We start from the raw sequence: 16,744 nt of genomic DNA, 5'->3' as shown, positions 1-16,744 counted from the left end.
TTTTTGCATCAGCCATGACAAAAGACCATTCTCAAAAAATGGCTATACATGCTATGCTGCGATGCATCATGAAGTAAGGTGAGCAAATACAATGAGAAAAACCAGTCATACACGCGCCCGTTTTCTGGACCCGCGGTTTTGTTGCGGCCCGTTTGCCTTGGCCAAACTTTATCGTGCCTGGGAGTTAAGAAACACGGCTGGCATACAAGCCAAAAAACCGGACGGCGACGCATCTGTCACAGACAAGAAAAAATGAGATAACCGGAATAACGGTTGTTTTATAGTCAGAATGACCCGGCAACCCATCAGGCAGCGCATATTGCAACTTGAAGGCCGGTTAAACAATTATCAACAGAATCCGTATGTTAGAGAATACGGCTTGACGTCAGAAGCCAGTCAACATAACATGTGGCGATTCGTACTATATGCCTGAGGCAGGCCGCCGCATGACATTTCGCTCCCTGCTAGTCCCTGCATCTTTATTTGCTGTTACATTACAAGCATTTGGTTCCGACCTGACGGCGGAGAATGACGTCCAGCCTCCTGCGCCTGTCGAGTTCCGCATTACCCCCCGCATTGATTTCAAGCCGGTTACTACGCTCAATAATGCCTTGCAGGATGACTTGTGGGCAAGAATGCGCGCCGGGTTCCAGATGACACCCATGGACAACCAGCTCGTTAAAGACCACGAGAACTGGTTTGTGAACCGCCCGGATTATCTCAAGCGCGTGACCGAACGGGCACGCCGCTACATGTACCATATTGTAGATGCACTCGAAAAACGGGGCATGCCAACCGAGCTGGCGTTGCTGCCTATTGTGGAAAGTGCTTACAACCCGACAGCTTATTCACCGGCCCATGCTTCCGGTTTGTGGCAGTTTATTCCTTCTACGGGGAAAACCTACGGGCTTGAACAGACCTGGTGGTACGACGGGCGCCGGGATGTGGTAGCTGCTACTGATGCAGCTATCAATTACTTCACATACCTTTATAGCTTGTTTGGCGATTGGGATCTGGTCCTTGCTTCCTACAACTGGGGGGAGGGCGCTGTTGCCAGGGCCGTACAAAAGAACCGTGACAAAGGCTTGCCGACAGACTTCATGAGTCTGAACATGCCCGCAGAGACCCGTAATTACGTCCCAAAACTGATTGCACTACGCAATATTGTGAGTAATCCGGAAGCGTATGGCGTCAAGCTCGATCCTATCCCGAATCGCCCGTATTTTGTGACAGTTGCCCCCAACCGCCATATCGATACCAAATTGGCCGCCAAGCTGGCTGATATGAGCGTGGAAGACTTTACCAATCTCAACCCTGCTTATACAAAGCCGGTGATTGCCAGTAAAGACTCCAGGCGCATTCTCTTGCCTGTAGATAAGGCAGATGGTTTTCTGAGTAACCTGTCTAGCTATGACAAGCCAACCTTGTCCTGGCAGGCTTATGGTACTCGCAAAGGTGAAAGCCTGACCGATATCGCAGAGAGTCATGGCATTTCGGTGCAGGAACTCAAGAATTACAACAAGATCCCTGTTAAAGCCAAAGTGGCAACAGGACAGATTCTGCTGGTGCCAATGTCGGATGAACGAAACAGCCTGACGGCAGCTGGAGAGCCAAGACTGTCGCAGCCGGAGCCGTTGCAAATCGCTCGCAGAACCAACCTGAAACCTTCGTTGCTGGCGCCGATGAGTGACCTGACGCCGGCGAGGGTTGCGCAACTGGAAACCGTATCTCCAGCCCAGCCTAAACCGGAACAGGCCAACAAGGCAGAAAAGCAGGTGGTTGTTGCCAAAGTTGTAGACGTGAAGAAACCCGCCGTTGTTGAGACAAAGGCCGAGGTTAAGCCTGCTGCAACTCTTGCCCCAGCCGTGCCTGCCCCTGTGGTGGTTACAAAAACAGAGCCGGTCATTACGCAGCCGACGATTGTCGCCAAGCCAGTGGCCGTTTCTGTGAAGCCTGTTGTCGAAGAGTCAGTCCCAGCGGCATTGGCGCAACCGGCCAAACAGAATGAAATTCTGGTGGCAGAAAACGATACTGCTGACTTATTGCCAAATGCAGCACCGGTCTCTGGCTCATTTACTCCTGTGACCTTGCAATTGGTCGACCGGGTGTCTACGCCAGCCAAACCGGTTATTAGTGCGCAACCTCAAGTGATCAAACACAAGGTAGTTGCTGGTGACACGCTTTACAATATTGCCAAGCGGTATAACCTGACTACCGCCCAGTTGTCGCAGCTCAATAAACTGGGTGGACATGGTATCAAGATCGGTCAGGAGTTGTTGATCAAGTCTAAAGAAGCGCCCCTTGCTGAGCCGACCAAACTGGCAAAAGCCGCTGATGGACAGGTTGATGGCGGCCGCACAGGCAAGGAAGACATCAAGAAGAGTCGTGCAAAGCAGGCGGCTGAGAAATCGACGCTTTATACTGTAAAGCATGGAGACACGCTTTACAGTATTGCACGTCGCTACAAGGTGACACCCGTTGACCTGAAAAAATGGAATAACAATCCGGGCACGCTTCAGCCCGGAGATCAGGTCAAGGTTTTATTGACTAAGGGTTAGCTGCAATTGTGCTATAACCTTTGCACAAGGCAAACACGCTTCGTTCGGCTTCTTTCGAGAAGTTGATCTGCAGGCTTTTTAACTCGAGCAGTTCAAGCAGGTCACGAACTGCCCGGGTTGGATTGGCTCTTTCCCAAAGCCCGACCATCAGGGCATTCAGCGCCAGCAGCAAATGTACCCCTTCGCCCGCAGGCAGGCCGGCAACGGTCATGTCCAGCAGCTTTCCGCATTCGCCCAGTTTCTGTGCGTGCAGATGCTTGAAGTTGACCGTTTCACTCAATCCGGCGTTTTCTTCCAGAATGTGGTTCAGGATACTGGCCATCGGCAAATAGTGCGGATGAGTATCATGGTAATCCAGAATCCATCTGGCCAGTTCTTCCGGCGTCAGGGAGGTTTCGGCACGCAAATGGGCTTCAAGGTTTTCCCAGTATGCAGTGACGTGCATCGTGACAAGGTGCAGGTAGATTTCTTCCCTTGAATCAAAGTACAGGTAGACTGTTCCTTTGGCCAGGCCAGCCTTGAGGGCGATTTCGTCAACTTTTGGCAGCAGGCTGCCACCTTGAAACAGGCTTAAGGCTGCTTCAAGAATTGTTTCCTTGCGAGCCAGTTTCGATGACTCGTCGCGGGCGCGTTTTTTTATTGTGGTTGTCATTCTTTGTCCGTCTAAGAATTTTGTGATGCAATTTTCCGGTTATACGTATATGTATCAGGTTTGGGCAAATAGACCAAGACCTCTTTGAGAAAATATCGCAAAAGCGTATCATTCTTTATGCAAGTGACGTTTACGTAAAAGAAATTTTTGTTGTACAAACACTCGAAAAACAGGAGCACGTTGTGCCAGATAGCGCATTAGCCGGAAAGAAAGCCTTTACCATTTCTGATTTGGCGCGAGAGTTTGACGTGACCACCCGGTCTATCCGCTTTTATGAAGATGAGGGCCTGTTGTCGCCTGACCGGGTAGGCAGAAACCGCTACTACTCGGCCAAGGAGCGGGTGCGCTTGATGTTGCTCTTGAGAGGGAAGCGTCTCGGGTTTTCGCTGGGCGAAATCAAGGAGTTGTTTGATATTTATGATGCGCCGCGAGAAGAAGTATCAGAGTTGATCAAATCATTGCGTATCCTGCAAAAAAGAAGAGTACTTTTGGAACAGCAGCGCAAGGATATCGATGCCGTCCTGAAAGAAATTAACACCTTTGAGCGCCAGTGCAAGAAAACACTGCAAGCCAAAGGCGGACTGGATATGCTAAATTCATCCAATCCTTAAAGGTTTATGTCTTTTTGGTCAGATTTCTGCCGGTTAGACCGGAATTCCGCCTTGTTCAGGGCTTGAATCCTGCCACGCGATCCCCATCTGGGAAACTACAGTTTTTTAACTTTCTTTTCTTTGACGTTGGAAGAGTATAAAGATGAGCACGAATAAAGAGACGCTGGGCTTTCAAACCGAAGTGAAACAGCTACTCAAGCTGATGATTCATTCCTTGTATTCAAATAAAGAGATTTTCCTGCGCGAGCTGGTGTCCAATGCTTCAGATGCGGCAGACAAATTGCGCTTCGAAGCAATCGAGCGCAGCAGCTTGTTGGCGGATGACCCGGAACTGAAAATTTCCATCGCGTTTGACAAGGCTAACCGTACCGTCACTATTGCTGACAATGGTATCGGCATGAGCCGTATCGAAGTCATTAACCATATCGGTACCATTGCCAAATCCGGTACCAAAGAATTCTTTGAAAAGCTCTCCGGTGACGCACAAAAAGACTCCAACCTGATTGGCCAGTTCGGCGTCGGCTTCTACTCAGCCTTTATTGTGGCAGACAAAGTCACGCTAACCACCCGTCGTGCCGGACGTCCTGCATCCGAGGGCGTGCGATGGGAGTCCCACGGAGATGGCGAATATACGCTGGAAGACGTGGAAAAGTCTGGCCGTGGCACCGAAATTGTCCTGCACCTGCGTGAAGGCGAGGATGATTTCCTGAATGAATGGCGCCTGAGTGCCATCATCAAGAAGTACTCTGACCATATTTCTCTGCCGATTATCCTGCACAAGCCAAAACTGGATGAAAAGGGTGAGCCGACCGGTGAAACAGAAGCAGACACCATCAACTCGGCATCTGCTATCTGGACTCGCAGTAAATCTGACATCACCGAAGAGCAGTATAAAGAGTTTTATAAGCACGTTTCTCATGACTGGGAAGAGCCTCTTGCCTGGTCTCATGCCCGTGTAGAAGGCCGCCAGGAATATACGGAGCTGCTGTATATTCCGAAACGCGCCCCGTTTGACATGTACGACCGTGATCGCAAGCACGGTATCAAACTGTATGTACGTCGCGTGTTTATCATGGACGATGCAGAGAAACTGCTGCCACACTACCTGCGCTTTATTAAAGGGGTGGTAGATAGTAACGACCTGCCACTGAACGTGAGCCGCGAAATCTTGCAGCATAGTAAAGACATTGATGCCATCCGTGCCGGTTGCGTGAAAAAGGTCCTTGGTTTGCTGGAAGATCTGGCCACCGCAGAGACGGATGAAGGCAAAGAAAAATACGCTACCTTCTGGAAAGAGTTTGGTACGGTCTTCAAAGAAGGGGTGGGCGAAGACTTTGCCAATAAAGAGAAGATTGCCAAACTGTGCCGTTTTGCGTCTACCAATGCCAATACGGCTGACCAGATCGTGTCACTGGATGAGTACATTGGCCGCATGAAAGAAGGCCAGGACAAGATTTATTATGTCACTGCAGACTCTTTCATTGCCGCAAGCAATAGCCCGCATCTGGAAATCTTCCGCAAGAAAGGCGTAGAAGTCCTGTTGCTGACCGACCGTGTGGATGAATGGGTCATTTCTTCCCTGAGCGAGTTTGAGGGTAAAAAGCTCCAGTCCGTCAGCAAAGGCGAGCTGGATCTGGATGCCTTGGCAGATGAAGCCGAGAAAGAAAACCAGAAGAAAGCCGAAGATGAGCTCAAGGACGTGCTGGTTCGCGTGAAAGATGTTCTTGGCGACAAGGTGAAAGAAGTTCGCGTGACGCACCGCCTGACCGATTCTCCATCTTGTCTGGTGGTAGAAGAGCAGGATATGAGTGGTCACCTGGAGCGTTTGCTGAAGTCGGTTGGTCAGCAGGTGCAAGCCGGCAAGCCAATTCTCGAATTGAACCCGGCACATTCACTGGTGAAGAAACTGGCTGCAGATGGTTCAGATGACACCTTTAAAGAACTGAGCCTGGTGCTGTTCGAGCAATCGTTGCTGGCGGAAGGTGGCCAACTGGAAGACCCTGCTGGCTTTGTTAAGCGGGTTAACCAGTTGTTTCTGTCCGGTCTGAATTAATCAGACTGTCGTCTGTGTGTAAAAGGGAGCTCAGGTAGCTCCCTTTTCTTTTGGAAAGGGGTGCACACCTTTTAGGCGTGATGTGCATCAGATGCAATGCAGGCATGAGTCGATGACAAGCTGAGCATCCAGTCAATATGTGGAGAAAGTATGACCAAGCCAATTCAGGACAGGGTACAGATACAGAAAGACGAATTGGTGGCGCATGTCTGGAATCCGCTTCATAAGGTGATCTTGACCTATGAGCACCTGAACGGGCATGTACAGACATTGCAGCGTGAGCTTTATATCAAACCGCCGGGTGCGGCCGTATTGCTGTATAACCCCGCTAAAGACACGGTGGTCATGGTCAGGCAGTTTCGCTGCCCGTTATTTTACCTGGGGGAAGAACCACTTTTGATAGAGGCCTGTGCCGGCCTGCTGGATGGAGAACATCCCGAGGAGGCCATCATTCGGGAAATCCGCGAGGAAACCGGTTATAGCGTTCAGGATGTCACCTTTGTCATGAAAGTGTTTACCAGCCCAGGGGTGACAACGGAATACTTGCTGTTGTATCTAGCCTGTATTGATGAGTCTCAAAAACAGGGGGCGGGTGGTGGTCTGGTAGAGGAGGGGGAGGAAATCGAGGTGCTAGAACTGCCATTGGCCGAATGTGCCAGAAGATTGGCCGCTGGAGAGCTACAAGATGCCAAAACGGTGATTTTGCTGCAGCACTTGCTCATAAAACAGACAACTCGCCCGGAAAATGAAAAAAATCGCTGAAAATGGCTAAATATCTGGATTGGGGGTTGACGGGGTTTGGATAACGCTTTAATATTGCGCCTCTCTTGACGGAGAAATGGCCGAGAGGTCGAAGGCACTCCCCTGCTAAGGGAGCATACGGGCTAAAACTCGTATCGAGGGTTCGAATCCCTCTTTCTCCGCCAATAGTTAAGTTGAAGCAGCGCATCCGTAGCTCAGTTGGATAGAGTATCTGGCTACGAACCAGAGGGTCGGGCGTTCGAATCGCTCCGGATGCGCCAGTTTCATAAAAACAGCCGCTTATAGCGGCTGTTTTTATTTGTACTGCTGAGAATAGCGTCCGTCTGTGATGCCGTTTGCTGGTAGTATGATGCCTGCTGAGCCATATATCCTATGGCCAGCAAAAAACAGCATGTCACGTTCCGTGGCATGTCTGCAAGCACCGGGGGTGCCTTGGCAAATGGTTGCCTTGGCTGAGAAATACCCTGTACCTGATCTGGGTCATGCCAGCGGAGGGAGCGTGTATATCCTGAGCGTCCATCTTCCCCTGCATAGCCCCTTTTGAAGTTGTATGAGAGGGAATATGTTTCGTAAATCATTACTGGTTTCTTTGTTGTCTGTCTCGACATTGGCATCTGCCGCTGAACTCCGCGTACTGGCTCATAGTTCATTTGCGGTAGATCAGAAGCTGATTGCGGCCTTTGAACAAAAGACGGGGTCCAAAGTGTCTATCATCAAAGCGGGTGATGCCGGCGAGATGCTGAATAAGCTGATCCTGACCAAATCTGCACCGATTGCAGATGTCGTGTTCGGGATTGATAACCTGCTGGTTGCCAAAGCGGCAGAAGCAGGGGTGCTGGCGGATAAAACCGGTGTTGCCAGCAAGAAATTTCCATTCAGTGCCCGTTTGACCTCGGTAGATTACGGCCTGGTGGCCTTGAATGTGGACAAGGCGTATGTGGCGGACCACAAGCTGGCGTTGCCTAAAACCCTGGATGATCTGACCAAGCCGGCCTACAAGGATTTGCTGGTGGTAGAAAGCCCTGCAACCAGCAGTACGGGGCTGGCTTTTCTGATGGCAACCGTTCAGCATTTTGGCGAGCAGAAAGCCTGGGCTTTCTGGCAAAAGCTGAAAGACAATGGCGTGAAAGTGACGCAAGGCTGGACGGATGCTTACGAGAAAGAGTTTTCCCGTAATGGTGGTAGCCGTCCTTTTGTCGTGAGTTACAGTACATCGCCTGCAGCGGAAGTTTTCTATAGTGAAGGGAAACTGACCGTGCCGCCAACAGACAATGTGTTTCTGCCTGGCAGCAGCTTCATGCAGGTTGAAGGCATCGGTCTGGTAAAAGGCGGGAAAGAGCCTGCCTTGGCAAAAGCGTTTGTCGAGTTCATGGTATCTGCCCCCGTACAGGCAGATTTGCCAACCCAGATGTGGATGTACCCGGTTCAGGACGGCTTGACTCTGGACAAGAGCTTCCAGTTTGCAACCTTGCCAAAGCTGGGCAAACCGGTTGTTCCTGCATCTGCCAAACAGCTACAGGGCTGGGTATCACAGTGGCAAAAACTGATGCGCCCGTAAGCCTTCTGTTTAGCCGATAAATCTGACATGCCACGCACACTCCATTGGTTAAAATGCCTCGGATTGTGCGTGGCATGTCTTTTTTTGGTCGGCGCACTGGTGTGGCCCCTCTTGCATCTGGTGGTGGATGTTGCCGATGTCCGGGCTGTTCTGGCCGATGGTTACTACTGGAAACGTTTTCTGATCACTGCTGGACAAGGGTTGGCTGCCACTCTGTGGTGTGCACTATTAGGTTTGCCTGCTGCCTGGGTGTTATTCCAGACGCGCTTTCCCGGGCATCACTGGTTCTTGCGATTGCTGTTGCTGCCGTATCTCGTCCCCACTGTGGTGGGTGCCATGGCCATACATAGCCTGATTGGCCCCAGAGGCTGGTTGCCTTTGCTGGCAGACGAGTCCCCATGGCTCTTGTTGTGGGGGTATGTTTTTTATAATGTCGGTATCGTGGTCTGGATGACTTATCAGGCGCTGTGCCGGGTGCCTGTTGCCGCCATTGAGGCCGCACGGGTTTTCGGGGCTTCACCTGTCCGGATCATGACCCGGATTATCTGGCCATCCATTGCGCCCTCGGTCTGGTCCAGTTTGTTACTGACATTTCTGTTTTGCTCTACCAGTTTTGGTGTTGCACTGATGCTGGGTGGTGCCAGATGGGCGACGCTGGAAGTCGAAATTTATACCCTGACAGCATTACAGCTGGATATCAGCTCTGCCTCTGTACTTGCGATGATGCAGGCCGCCATGTGTCTTGTGGTGGTGTGGCTGTATGTAAAGAATACGTCACGTGTGACAGCGACTGTGGTTGTCAATCACCGTACATTGCCCAAAAAGCGACCCGGTGTGCAAGGGTGGGTGGCGCTAGGTCTGATTGCATTTGTCACGCTTGGCCCGTTAGCCACACTGTTGTTGAAAAGCGTCTTGCTGGACCATGCGGCCTATCTGCGTCTGTTTGGTGCTGATGAGTTCTGGCTTGCGTGTGCCAATAGCCTCAAATTCACACTGATCTCCCTCCCATGTGCCCTGATGCTGGGCTGGGTATTGGCCGCTGGCGTACGCCGGGGGCGGTTTGTGCCCCATGTGCTTGCCTACGGGCCATATCTGGTCTCTGCATCCATGCTGTCTCTTGCGCTGCTGGTGACGTATCCGTCATGGGCGGCCAGTTTGTTGATGTTGTTAGGCAGCTATGTGCTGCTTGCTTATCCTTTTATTGCCCGTAATATGTCGCTGGCCTGGCGCAATCTGTCGCCCAATGTGTTTGAAGCGGCGCAGGTGCTTGGCGCACCTCCTGTCCGTGCCTGGATAAGGGCGGTGTTGCCTGCCTTGCGTCCTGCCATGCAGACCGGTATGGCATTTGCGGCTGCCACGGCGTTAGGTGAGTTTGCTGTGACGCTCTTTTTGTCTCGCCCCGAATGGATGACCTTGACGACATTGATTTACCAGCGTCTGGGACATCCTGGCATGTCCAGCTTTGCAGAGGCGCAAGCCGCCGCTGTTTTATTATTGCTGTTATCGTCGCTGGTCTTTGGGCTGTTAACTTGGGGTGTGCATGCATCCCGCTCCTCCAGATAATTGATATGCTGAATATTGAAGCGGTATCCAAATGTTACCCCGGCCAGTCTGACTTTGCGGTAAACCAGGCCAGTTTGCAGCTAGAGGCGGGTGAAACCCTTGTATTGCTGGGGCCGAGTGGCTGTGGCAAGACAACGCTGCTACGACAGGTTGCTGGCCTGGAGACGCTGGATAGCGGTTCTGTTTGCTGGCAGAAGCGGGATATGGCTTCCATTCCGCCTGAGCAGCGGCGATTTGCCATGGTGTTTCAGGATTACGCGCTGTTTGCCCACCTGACCGTAGGCGAGAATGTCGCATTTGCGCTGGTAGAGCAGCAACAGTCTAAAAGCGTGATCGAAACGCAGGTTGGTCTGTGGCTGACGCGTTTGCAGATCTCGCATCTGGCGCACCGTTATGTGCACGAATTATCTGGCGGGCAACAACAGCGAGTGGCGGTTGCCAGGGCGCTGGCTGCAAACCCGCAACTGTTATTGCTGGACGAGCCGTTTTCAAACCTGGATGCGGTGTTGAGGCTGGAGCTACAAGCCATGTTACGTGCATTGCTGGTCGAAACCGGTCAAACGGCCTTGATGGTGACGCATGACCAGCAAGAGGCCTTTGCGCTGGCAGACCAGATTGCCATGATGCGGGATGGAAAAATCATTCAGACCGGTCGGCCTGCAGAGATTTATGCCAGACCTGCCAATATGTGGGTGGCCAATTTTCTGGGGCACCGGAATATTCGCGACCAGATACTATGGCCTGAAGAGGCATTCTTGCTGACGGGGCCAGAACAAGGCCGTATCACTGCGGTGAAGCCGCAGGGAGATACGGTGCAACTGAGTGTATTTGCTCAGGATTGGGAGTGGCACTTGCAGCTCTCCCGCCGCGAGTGGATGCAGGTTGGGCTTGCTGGCGTTGGGGATAGTATTCCGTTTTCTATCAACCCGCAGCTGGCCTATCCGCTAGATCGGACATGAAGGCAGTCTTTCAGCTGTTGCAGATCATTTTCTACCCAAGCTTTGTCACTCGCATATTGCTCATCCGACATGCCCGGTTGTCGAAAGAGCGTAAACACCAGTAAGCAGCCTTCCTGATTGCCGATCAGCCGCATGGGGATATAAACCTCTGTCCCGTCCGCCAGTTTGACCCAATGATCAAAAATACCCAAGCGATTCCTGCTGGAAAATCGGATTTGCACTGGTCCCAAGGGCGTATCTGCCATCCACCAGTCAGACTGTGGGTTTGACTTGATGCCAGCACCCAATCCGGATGCCCAAAGGCTGTAATTGCTCGGGTCAGCAAGAAATTCATCTGCAACCATCAGCGGAACAGGCAGGTTGATCTGGATTTGTATGCTCTCTTGCATGGGACACCTAGCGACGCAGCAAGTGCTGATACCGTTTTTGCAACTTGTACAGCTTTGGCGAAATCACCGCCTGACAATAGGGCTGATATGGATTTTGCGCATAATAGGCATGGTGATACGCCTCAGCCGCATAGAAGGTAGTGGCGGCAGCGCATTCTGTCACGATAGGCTGGTCGTAAATGCCTTCTTCCGTCAGTTGCCGGATGGTGTCCTGTAGGATTTTTTGCTGGGCGGGATTGTGGTAATACACGACGGATCGGTATTGCGTTCCGATGTCATGTCCCTGGCGGTTCAGTGTGGTTGGGTCGTGCGTGGCAAAAAAGACCAGTAGCAGGGTCTCGAAACTGATTTGCGCCGGGTCATAGTGAATCTCGATCGCTTCTGCATGGCCCGTGGTACCAGAGCACACAGACTTGTAGTCAGGCTGGTCGATATGGCCACCGGTATAGCCGGGAATGACTTTCTGTACACCCGTTAGTGCGGAGAAAACAGCTTCTGTACACCAGAAGCAGCCGCCGCCCAGGGTTGCAATTTCTAATGCAGGCATGTGTGGCCTCCGGTTTCTTCATGAATCAATCTTGTATGGATGAAGGTCTGCCGCGATTGCCGGGCGAATGGCAAACCCGGTAGTACCGAGCCATCGGCAATGGCAGATGCATTGAATAAGTTGTTGTCATCTTTAATATAACTGAAGATGTGCCACAAAAGAAGCGGTGAGAGGGGCTAGCGTGAGGAAGACGTGTATTTGTCTGTCATTGAGCCTGATGCGGACTGGGAGGCTGCATGTTTAGACTGCGGCGTACAGGCGAAAAAAAGTGCTACACAAGGTAGCACTTAAAAGAGGATAAACACGCACATGACGGAAAGCATGCTCGCATCCGCTTAGCCAGAGGAAATTGGCTAGTGACTGCTTGCAAACTTTACGATGAATTTATTCTACCCATGGTTTTTGCAAAATACAAATTATTTCGTTCAATGAACGAACAATATTAAATAGAATGAACATATTGAAAAGATCAAACGGGACAAAAACCGTTGTGGTCAACATGAATCGGGTTAGTTTCCACAGTTCATCATCACGAAGAGCTCGCAACCGATAGCAACCTATCTGCTTGATATGGCAGGTTTTCTTGCTGCAGGTCAGGTATTTTTGCAAACACGCCCAAACATGGCGGGGGGCGAGAATCTTTCGTGGTATTCACCTTGGCTCTCAAGTAAAATTGCAGATCATTCAGACTTCATCGGCTTTATCCATGACTTGTAAACCACGCCCAGATTCTCCATGCGTTGCCATTTGCTCTACTGCACTGGGCGATGAGCTTTGCGCGGGTTGCGGCCGGACCTTTGAAGAGGTGGCAACCTGGGTTGCGATGTCGGATATCGCAAAGGAAGCTGTCTGGACACGACTGGAAAATGCCTGGGCCCAGCGAGGCTTGTTACCCCCATGGCGCCGTGAGGAACGCAGCTGATGCGGATTGTCTTTGCCCCGATGGAAGGGGTGGCAGACCATCTGATGCGGGACCAGATGACACGGCTGTCTGATGTGGACTGGTGTGTGACGGAGTTTATGCGGGTAACCGATACCTTGCTGCCACCACGGCATTTTTATCGTGTGATGCCTGAATTGAAAAATGGCAGCAAGACGCCGGCAGGCGTACCTGTTCGAGCCCAGCTACTGGGTAGCGACCCGGTTTGCATGGCGGAGAATGCTGCCAGGGTGGCTGAACTGGGCAGCCCGGCGGTTGATCTGAACTTTGGCTGCCCGGCCAAGATTGTCAACCGTCACCGGGGCGGGGCCGTGCTGCTGGACGAGCCAGATGTACTGTATGACATTGTATCTACCGTGCGGCGTGCTGTCCCTGCCGCTACGCCTGTTACCGCCAAAATGCGTCTGGGTGTCAAGGATACGGCACTGACACTGGATTGTGCCGCTGCGCTGGAAAGTGCAGGGGTGTCAGAACTGGTTGTGCATGCCAGAACCAAGGTGGATGGCTACAAACCGCCAGCGCATTGGGAATGGATTGCCCGGATTGCGGACCATATCCATATCCCGGTGATTGCCAATGGCGAAATCTGGAGCGCTGATGACTATGTGCGCTGCAAGCAGGTATCCGGCTTGGCGGATGTCATGATCGGCCGTGGTTTGTTATCAAGGCCAGACCTTGCGTGGCAAATCCGCCGCCGCATGGGCGGGCAAACGTCTGACCGCAGCAGCGTGTATTGGCCGGACCTGATACCAGTCTTTGAGGATTATTTCCGGCAAATTTGTGCCAAGGTTGAACCCAAGCATGCTGCCGGACGATTCAAACAATGGGTAGGCTATTTAAGAAAAGGCTATCCGGAAGCAAATGCTTTTTTCATGGATATCCGGACGCTTAGCAAACCGGCAGATATTTTTCAGTACATGTCCAGACAACGGCTAGAAACGAGCGAGGTAGCGTTAAGTGAGTAATGAATGCATGCGTTGCGGCGCTTGTTGTGCTGCATTTAAAGTGACGTTTCACCGGTCTGAACGGGATGACGAGCCTGGCGGCAAAGTGCCCAGCGGATTGGCCGATGATGAAACAGATACACTGTGCCGCATGCGCGGAACGGATTACGCCAGACCAAGGTGCGTGGCGCTGATTGGCAAGGTTGGCGAGTCGGTGCGCTGCGGCATTTATGAAGAACGGCCATCCCCTTGCCGTGAGTTTGCGGCCATGTCTGCGGTGGGTGTGTTTATCCCCGCCTGCAATCGGGCCCGGGCAGGGCACGGTTTGCCACCACTACCGGTATGACTCTTATGTCTTTCCTTTGATGACAGAAAGCCCGCATGACACGCCTTGATCATGAGTTGATGGATATGCACCTGGAAGATGAAACGCTGGTATTGCACGGTGATCATGGTGATGAATTGTCCATTTCTCCGCCCATTTATTACTCGGCCACTTTCAAGGCAACCGATGCAGAGATGTTTGCCGACATGGCAAATACGCCGCGCCACACGGGGTTTTATACCCGTTACGGCAACCCGGTGCATCAGCGGGTAGTCTCGATTCTGGCCAGGCTGGAAGAAACAGAAACCGCCTTGTTGACGGGCTCCGGCATGGGGGCAATCAGTACCGCGGTGTTGGCGCTGGTCAAGGCGGGAGATCATGTCATTGCCCAGACGCGGCATTACATGAGTACCACCAAACTGTTTGAAGAGGTGCTGCCGAAGTTTGGCGTCAGCGTCAGCATTGTCGATCAGGATGATGTGGCGTCGATCAAGGCGGCCATCCGCCCGGAAACCCGCTTGATCATGGTGGAGACACCCGCAAACCCGACACTGGTGCTGACAGACCTGAAAGCGGTGGCAGAACTTGCCAGTGCCCATCATATTTTAACGATTGCTGATAATACGCTGGCCAGTCCCTTGAACCAGAAGCCTCACCGTCTGGGGATTGACGTGGTGGTGCATAGTGCGACCAAATACCTTGGTGGCCACCATGATATTACCGCAGGCGTGATTTGCTGCTCAGAAGCATTGGCCGATGAAATCTGGAAAATGCATACCACCCTCGGGTCGGTACTCTCCCCGATGGATGCATGGTTACTGTTGCGCGGACTGCGCACACTGCCGGTTCGGGTCAGTCGCATCAACCAGAATGCGCTTGCCCTGGCGGGGTGGCTGGAACAGCAACCCGAAGTAGAACGGGTTTTTTACCCGGGACTTGAGAGTCATCCTCAGCATGCACTGGCTACCCGGCAGATGTCAGGCTTTGGTGCGGTGATCGCATTTGCCGTACGGGGTGGTTATGACATGACCAGCCGTTTTGTCTCGAATGTGCGGCTGGCTACTCATGCGGTGAGTTTGGGTGGGGTGGATTCCCTCTTGGTGCATACGGCGGCCATGTGGTCTGGCACCATGAATGAGGCTCAGATGAAAGCTGCCAATATTGCGCCTAATTTTGTGCGGATGTCGGTGGGGCTGGAGCACATCGAGGATTTGAAACGGGATATCGGCCGGGCATTGAGAGAGGCACAACCTTAACACTGCTTGCGTGTACCGGTGATTGGTTTGCCCATGAGTGCCATCTCAATCACCGGAACGTGTCATGTGCATCAGTGCATGGCATCTGCCGCTTCGACATGCACTTCTACTTTGACATCCCCGGCATTTTTGAAATGCAGCGTAATGGGGAGCGAGTCGCCTTTTTTCATGGGCTTTTTGATGCCAAATACCATGACATGGTAACTCTGTGGCTTGAATTCTAGTGTGGATTTGGGCGCAATCACGACATCAGTCACTGGCCGCATTTTCATGATGCCATTTTCAGTAAGGTTGGTATGTAGCTGCATTTTGTCGGCGACATCGGCATTATCCACCGCCAGCAGGGTATCTGCTGAATTGCCGGTATTTTCTATCTTGAAGTAGAAAGCCCCCATATTCATGTTGGGCATGGATTCTCTGGCCCATGGGTGTTGAATGACCAGATTCCCGGCTTTGAACTCATGTGCTCCCGCGAAGGTCATAACGGAAAGCGCACTGATACCCAGGGCGAGATGTTTTAGCTTCATGACGTACCTTTGAAAAGCACCAGACAGGTTGCGTTGATAAAAGATGACGCAACAATACCGGAAAAACCGGGGTTATTGTGTGTGACATAGTGTCGCACAATACCTGATCTGGTTCTGGTGCATTTGCTTTGTAGTCTAAATGTAATCTTTTTTCAGTGAATGAATGGCTTACAATAACCCTTGATTCTGCCCATTGTCTGGATGTATTTATGTTTCCCCTTATCGCCTCAGATCTGGATGGTACTTTGCTGGATGCAGACCATCGAATCAATGAATTTACCGCGCAAACCCTGAATTACCTGCAACAGTCTGGCGTACATCTGGTATTGGCAACCGGGCGGCATCATGAGGATGTATGGGGAATTGCCGCTGCCCTTGAGCAACAGCCTTATCTGATTACGTCTAACGGCGCACGGTTGCATGCACCTGACGGGGCGCTGATCCATGCGGCCAATGTACCCGACTGGATCGTCAGGGAAATTGCCGGCCAGTGGGGGGCATCGGACGAGATCTGGCTGAATCTGTACCTGGATGATCAATGGCTGATTAATCGTGAAGCACCAGACTTGCTACCCTATCACGAAGAGTCCGGGTTTTTGTACGACATACAGGATTTGCGCCAGCACGACGGCCAAGGTGTGCTGAAGGTGCTGTTTGTGGGTGAGCATGAGCAGCTGCGGGCCATAGAACCCGTCTTGCGCCAGCAATACGCAGGTATCACCCACATCACGTTCTCGGCCGATGGTTGTCTGGAGGTGATGGCAGAGAACACCAGTAAAGGCACCACACTGGCCAGACTACTGGATCAGTTGGGCGTAGATGCCCGCCATTGCGTGGCCTTTGGCGACCATATGAATGATGTGGAGATGTTGCAGCATGTTGGTCATGCATTTGTGATGCAAGATGCAGCGCCTGGTCTCGTCACCGCGGTATCGCATGCCAAGCGTTTGGGATCTAACAAAGCGTCCGCCATTGCCCACTACCTGCGAGAGGCATGGGGACTTGCAACACTGACAGACTGACTGTCAGAAGCTGGTGACGTAATGCACTACAAAACTAAAAGGGCCACACAAGTGGCCCTTTTAGTATTGTGAATGGTC

The 16,744-nt window shown here is 52.0% G+C and carries 17 protein-coding genes and 2 tRNA genes; 15 read left to right on the top strand and 4 right to left on the bottom strand.

The genetic code is table 11. The annotated features are described in order from the left end of the window. Positions 1 to 91 precede the first annotated feature (91 nt). Both F552_RS20555 and F552_RS20090 read left to right on the top strand, forming a co-directional pair. Positions 92 to 256: a hypothetical protein gene (locus tag F552_RS20555; RefSeq protein ID WP_018151884.1), complete on the top strand. Its 165-nt coding sequence runs from the start codon at positions 92 to 94 to the stop codon at positions 254 to 256. A 190-nt stretch (positions 257 to 446) separates the two neighbouring features. After that, positions 447 to 2,558, top strand: a complete 2,112-nt coding sequence (locus F552_RS20090) for a LysM peptidoglycan-binding domain-containing protein (RefSeq protein WP_018151883.1) — start codon at positions 447 to 449, stop codon at positions 2,556 to 2,558. Here the strand turns inward: F552_RS20090 and F552_RS0111445 are convergent. Further along, a complete protein-coding gene (locus F552_RS0111445; protein ID WP_018151882.1) occupies positions 2,548 to 3,210 on the bottom strand; it encodes a TetR/AcrR family transcriptional regulator in 663 nt (220 codons plus the stop codon). The genes F552_RS20090 and F552_RS0111445 overlap by 11 nt on opposite strands. A 182-nt stretch (positions 3,211 to 3,392) precedes the next feature. Between F552_RS0111445 and F552_RS0111440 the strand changes: the two genes are divergently transcribed. The 8 genes from F552_RS0111440 to F552_RS19180 all read left to right on the top strand — a co-directional run bounded on the left by F552_RS0111440 (position 3,393) and on the right by F552_RS19180 (position 10,716). Next, complete coding sequence (locus F552_RS0111440; RefSeq protein ID WP_018151881.1) at positions 3,393 to 3,821, top strand: MerR family transcriptional regulator; 429 nt, start codon at positions 3,393 to 3,395, stop codon at positions 3,819 to 3,821. A 142-nt stretch (positions 3,822 to 3,963) separates the two neighbouring features. Beyond that, positions 3,964 to 5,874, top strand: a complete 1,911-nt coding sequence (gene htpG, locus F552_RS0111435; protein ID WP_018151880.1) for a molecular chaperone HtpG — start codon at positions 3,964 to 3,966, stop codon at positions 5,872 to 5,874. Positions 5,875 to 6,024: 150 nt separating this feature from the next. After that, positions 6,025 to 6,636, top strand: a complete 612-nt coding sequence (locus F552_RS0111430; RefSeq protein WP_018151879.1) for an NUDIX domain-containing protein — start codon at positions 6,025 to 6,027, stop codon at positions 6,634 to 6,636. 70 nt (positions 6,637 to 6,706) lie between these two features. Further along, a tRNA-Ser gene (locus tag F552_RS0111425) sits at positions 6,707 to 6,800 on the top strand. A 19-nt stretch (positions 6,801 to 6,819) separates the two neighbouring features. Continuing rightward, positions 6,820 to 6,896 (top strand) — tRNA-Arg (locus F552_RS0111420). A gap of 302 nt (positions 6,897 to 7,198) precedes the next feature. Continuing rightward, on the top strand, positions 7,199 to 8,194 hold the full coding sequence (locus F552_RS0111415) for a thiamine ABC transporter substrate-binding protein (RefSeq protein ID WP_018151878.1): 996 nt from the start codon (positions 7,199 to 7,201) through the stop codon (positions 8,192 to 8,194). A 69-nt stretch (positions 8,195 to 8,263) separates the two neighbouring features. Next, a complete protein-coding gene (locus F552_RS19185; RefSeq protein WP_169333597.1) occupies positions 8,264 to 9,757 on the top strand; it encodes an ABC transporter permease in 1,494 nt (497 codons plus the stop codon). Between the two features lie 5 nt (positions 9,758 to 9,762). Further along, complete coding sequence (locus F552_RS19180) at positions 9,763 to 10,716, top strand: ABC transporter ATP-binding protein (RefSeq protein ID WP_018151876.1); 954 nt, start codon at positions 9,763 to 9,765, stop codon at positions 10,714 to 10,716. On the opposite strand, the gene F552_RS0111400 is transcribed toward F552_RS19180, so the two are convergent. After that, positions 10,695 to 11,105 carry a hypothetical protein gene (locus tag F552_RS0111400; protein ID WP_018151875.1) on the bottom strand — a complete coding sequence of 137 codons (411 nt, stop codon included), beginning with the start codon at positions 11,103 to 11,105 and terminating at the stop codon, positions 10,695 to 10,697. The two genes, F552_RS19180 and F552_RS0111400, sit on opposite strands and share 22 nt — an antisense overlap. 7 nt (positions 11,106 to 11,112) lie before the next feature. Further along, positions 11,113 to 11,652 (bottom strand): peptide-methionine (S)-S-oxide reductase MsrA, encoded by a 540-nt coding sequence (msrA, locus tag F552_RS0111395; protein WP_018151874.1) that lies wholly within the window; start codon positions 11,650 to 11,652, stop codon positions 11,113 to 11,115. A 706-nt stretch (positions 11,653 to 12,358) separates the two neighbouring features. On the opposite strand from msrA, the gene F552_RS20365 reads away from it, so the two are divergent. Genes F552_RS20365 through F552_RS0111375 form a run of 4 tightly spaced genes read left to right on the top strand, consistent with a single transcriptional unit; the run spans position 12,359 to position 15,117 of the window. Continuing rightward, on the top strand, positions 12,359 to 12,574 hold the full coding sequence (locus F552_RS20365; protein WP_026182641.1) for a DUF1289 domain-containing protein: 216 nt from the start codon (positions 12,359 to 12,361) through the stop codon (positions 12,572 to 12,574). After that, entirely contained in the window at positions 12,574 to 13,557 is a 984-nt protein-coding gene (locus F552_RS0111385) for a tRNA dihydrouridine synthase (RefSeq protein WP_018151872.1), read from the top strand. The genes F552_RS20365 and F552_RS0111385 overlap by 1 nt, the downstream gene beginning before the upstream one ends. Next, positions 13,550 to 13,882, top strand: a complete 333-nt coding sequence (locus F552_RS0111380; protein ID WP_026182640.1) for a YkgJ family cysteine cluster protein — start codon at positions 13,550 to 13,552, stop codon at positions 13,880 to 13,882. The genes F552_RS0111385 and F552_RS0111380 overlap by 8 nt, the downstream gene beginning before the upstream one ends. Before the next feature lie 35 nt (positions 13,883 to 13,917). Further along, entirely contained in the window at positions 13,918 to 15,117 is a 1,200-nt protein-coding gene (locus F552_RS0111375; protein ID WP_018151870.1) for a trans-sulfuration enzyme family protein, read from the top strand. 71 nt (positions 15,118 to 15,188) lie between these two features. Here the strand turns inward: F552_RS0111375 and F552_RS0111370 are convergent, their stop codons facing one another. Beyond that, positions 15,189 to 15,644, bottom strand: a complete 456-nt coding sequence (locus F552_RS0111370; RefSeq protein ID WP_018151869.1) for a copper chaperone PCu(A)C — start codon at positions 15,642 to 15,644, stop codon at positions 15,189 to 15,191. Between the two features lie 209 nt (positions 15,645 to 15,853). Between F552_RS0111370 and F552_RS0111365 the strand changes: the two genes are divergently transcribed. Beyond that, positions 15,854 to 16,666 (top strand): Cof-type HAD-IIB family hydrolase, encoded by an 813-nt coding sequence (locus F552_RS0111365; RefSeq protein WP_018151868.1) that lies wholly within the window; start codon positions 15,854 to 15,856, stop codon positions 16,664 to 16,666. Positions 16,667 to 16,744 lie beyond the last annotated feature (78 nt).

Origin of the sequence: Leeia oryzae DSM 17879 (assembly GCF_000376945.1) — a bacterium.
GTDB lineage: Bacteria > Pseudomonadota > Gammaproteobacteria > Burkholderiales > Leeiaceae > Leeia > Leeia oryzae.
This window is presented reverse-complemented; position numbering and strand designations above follow the sequence as displayed.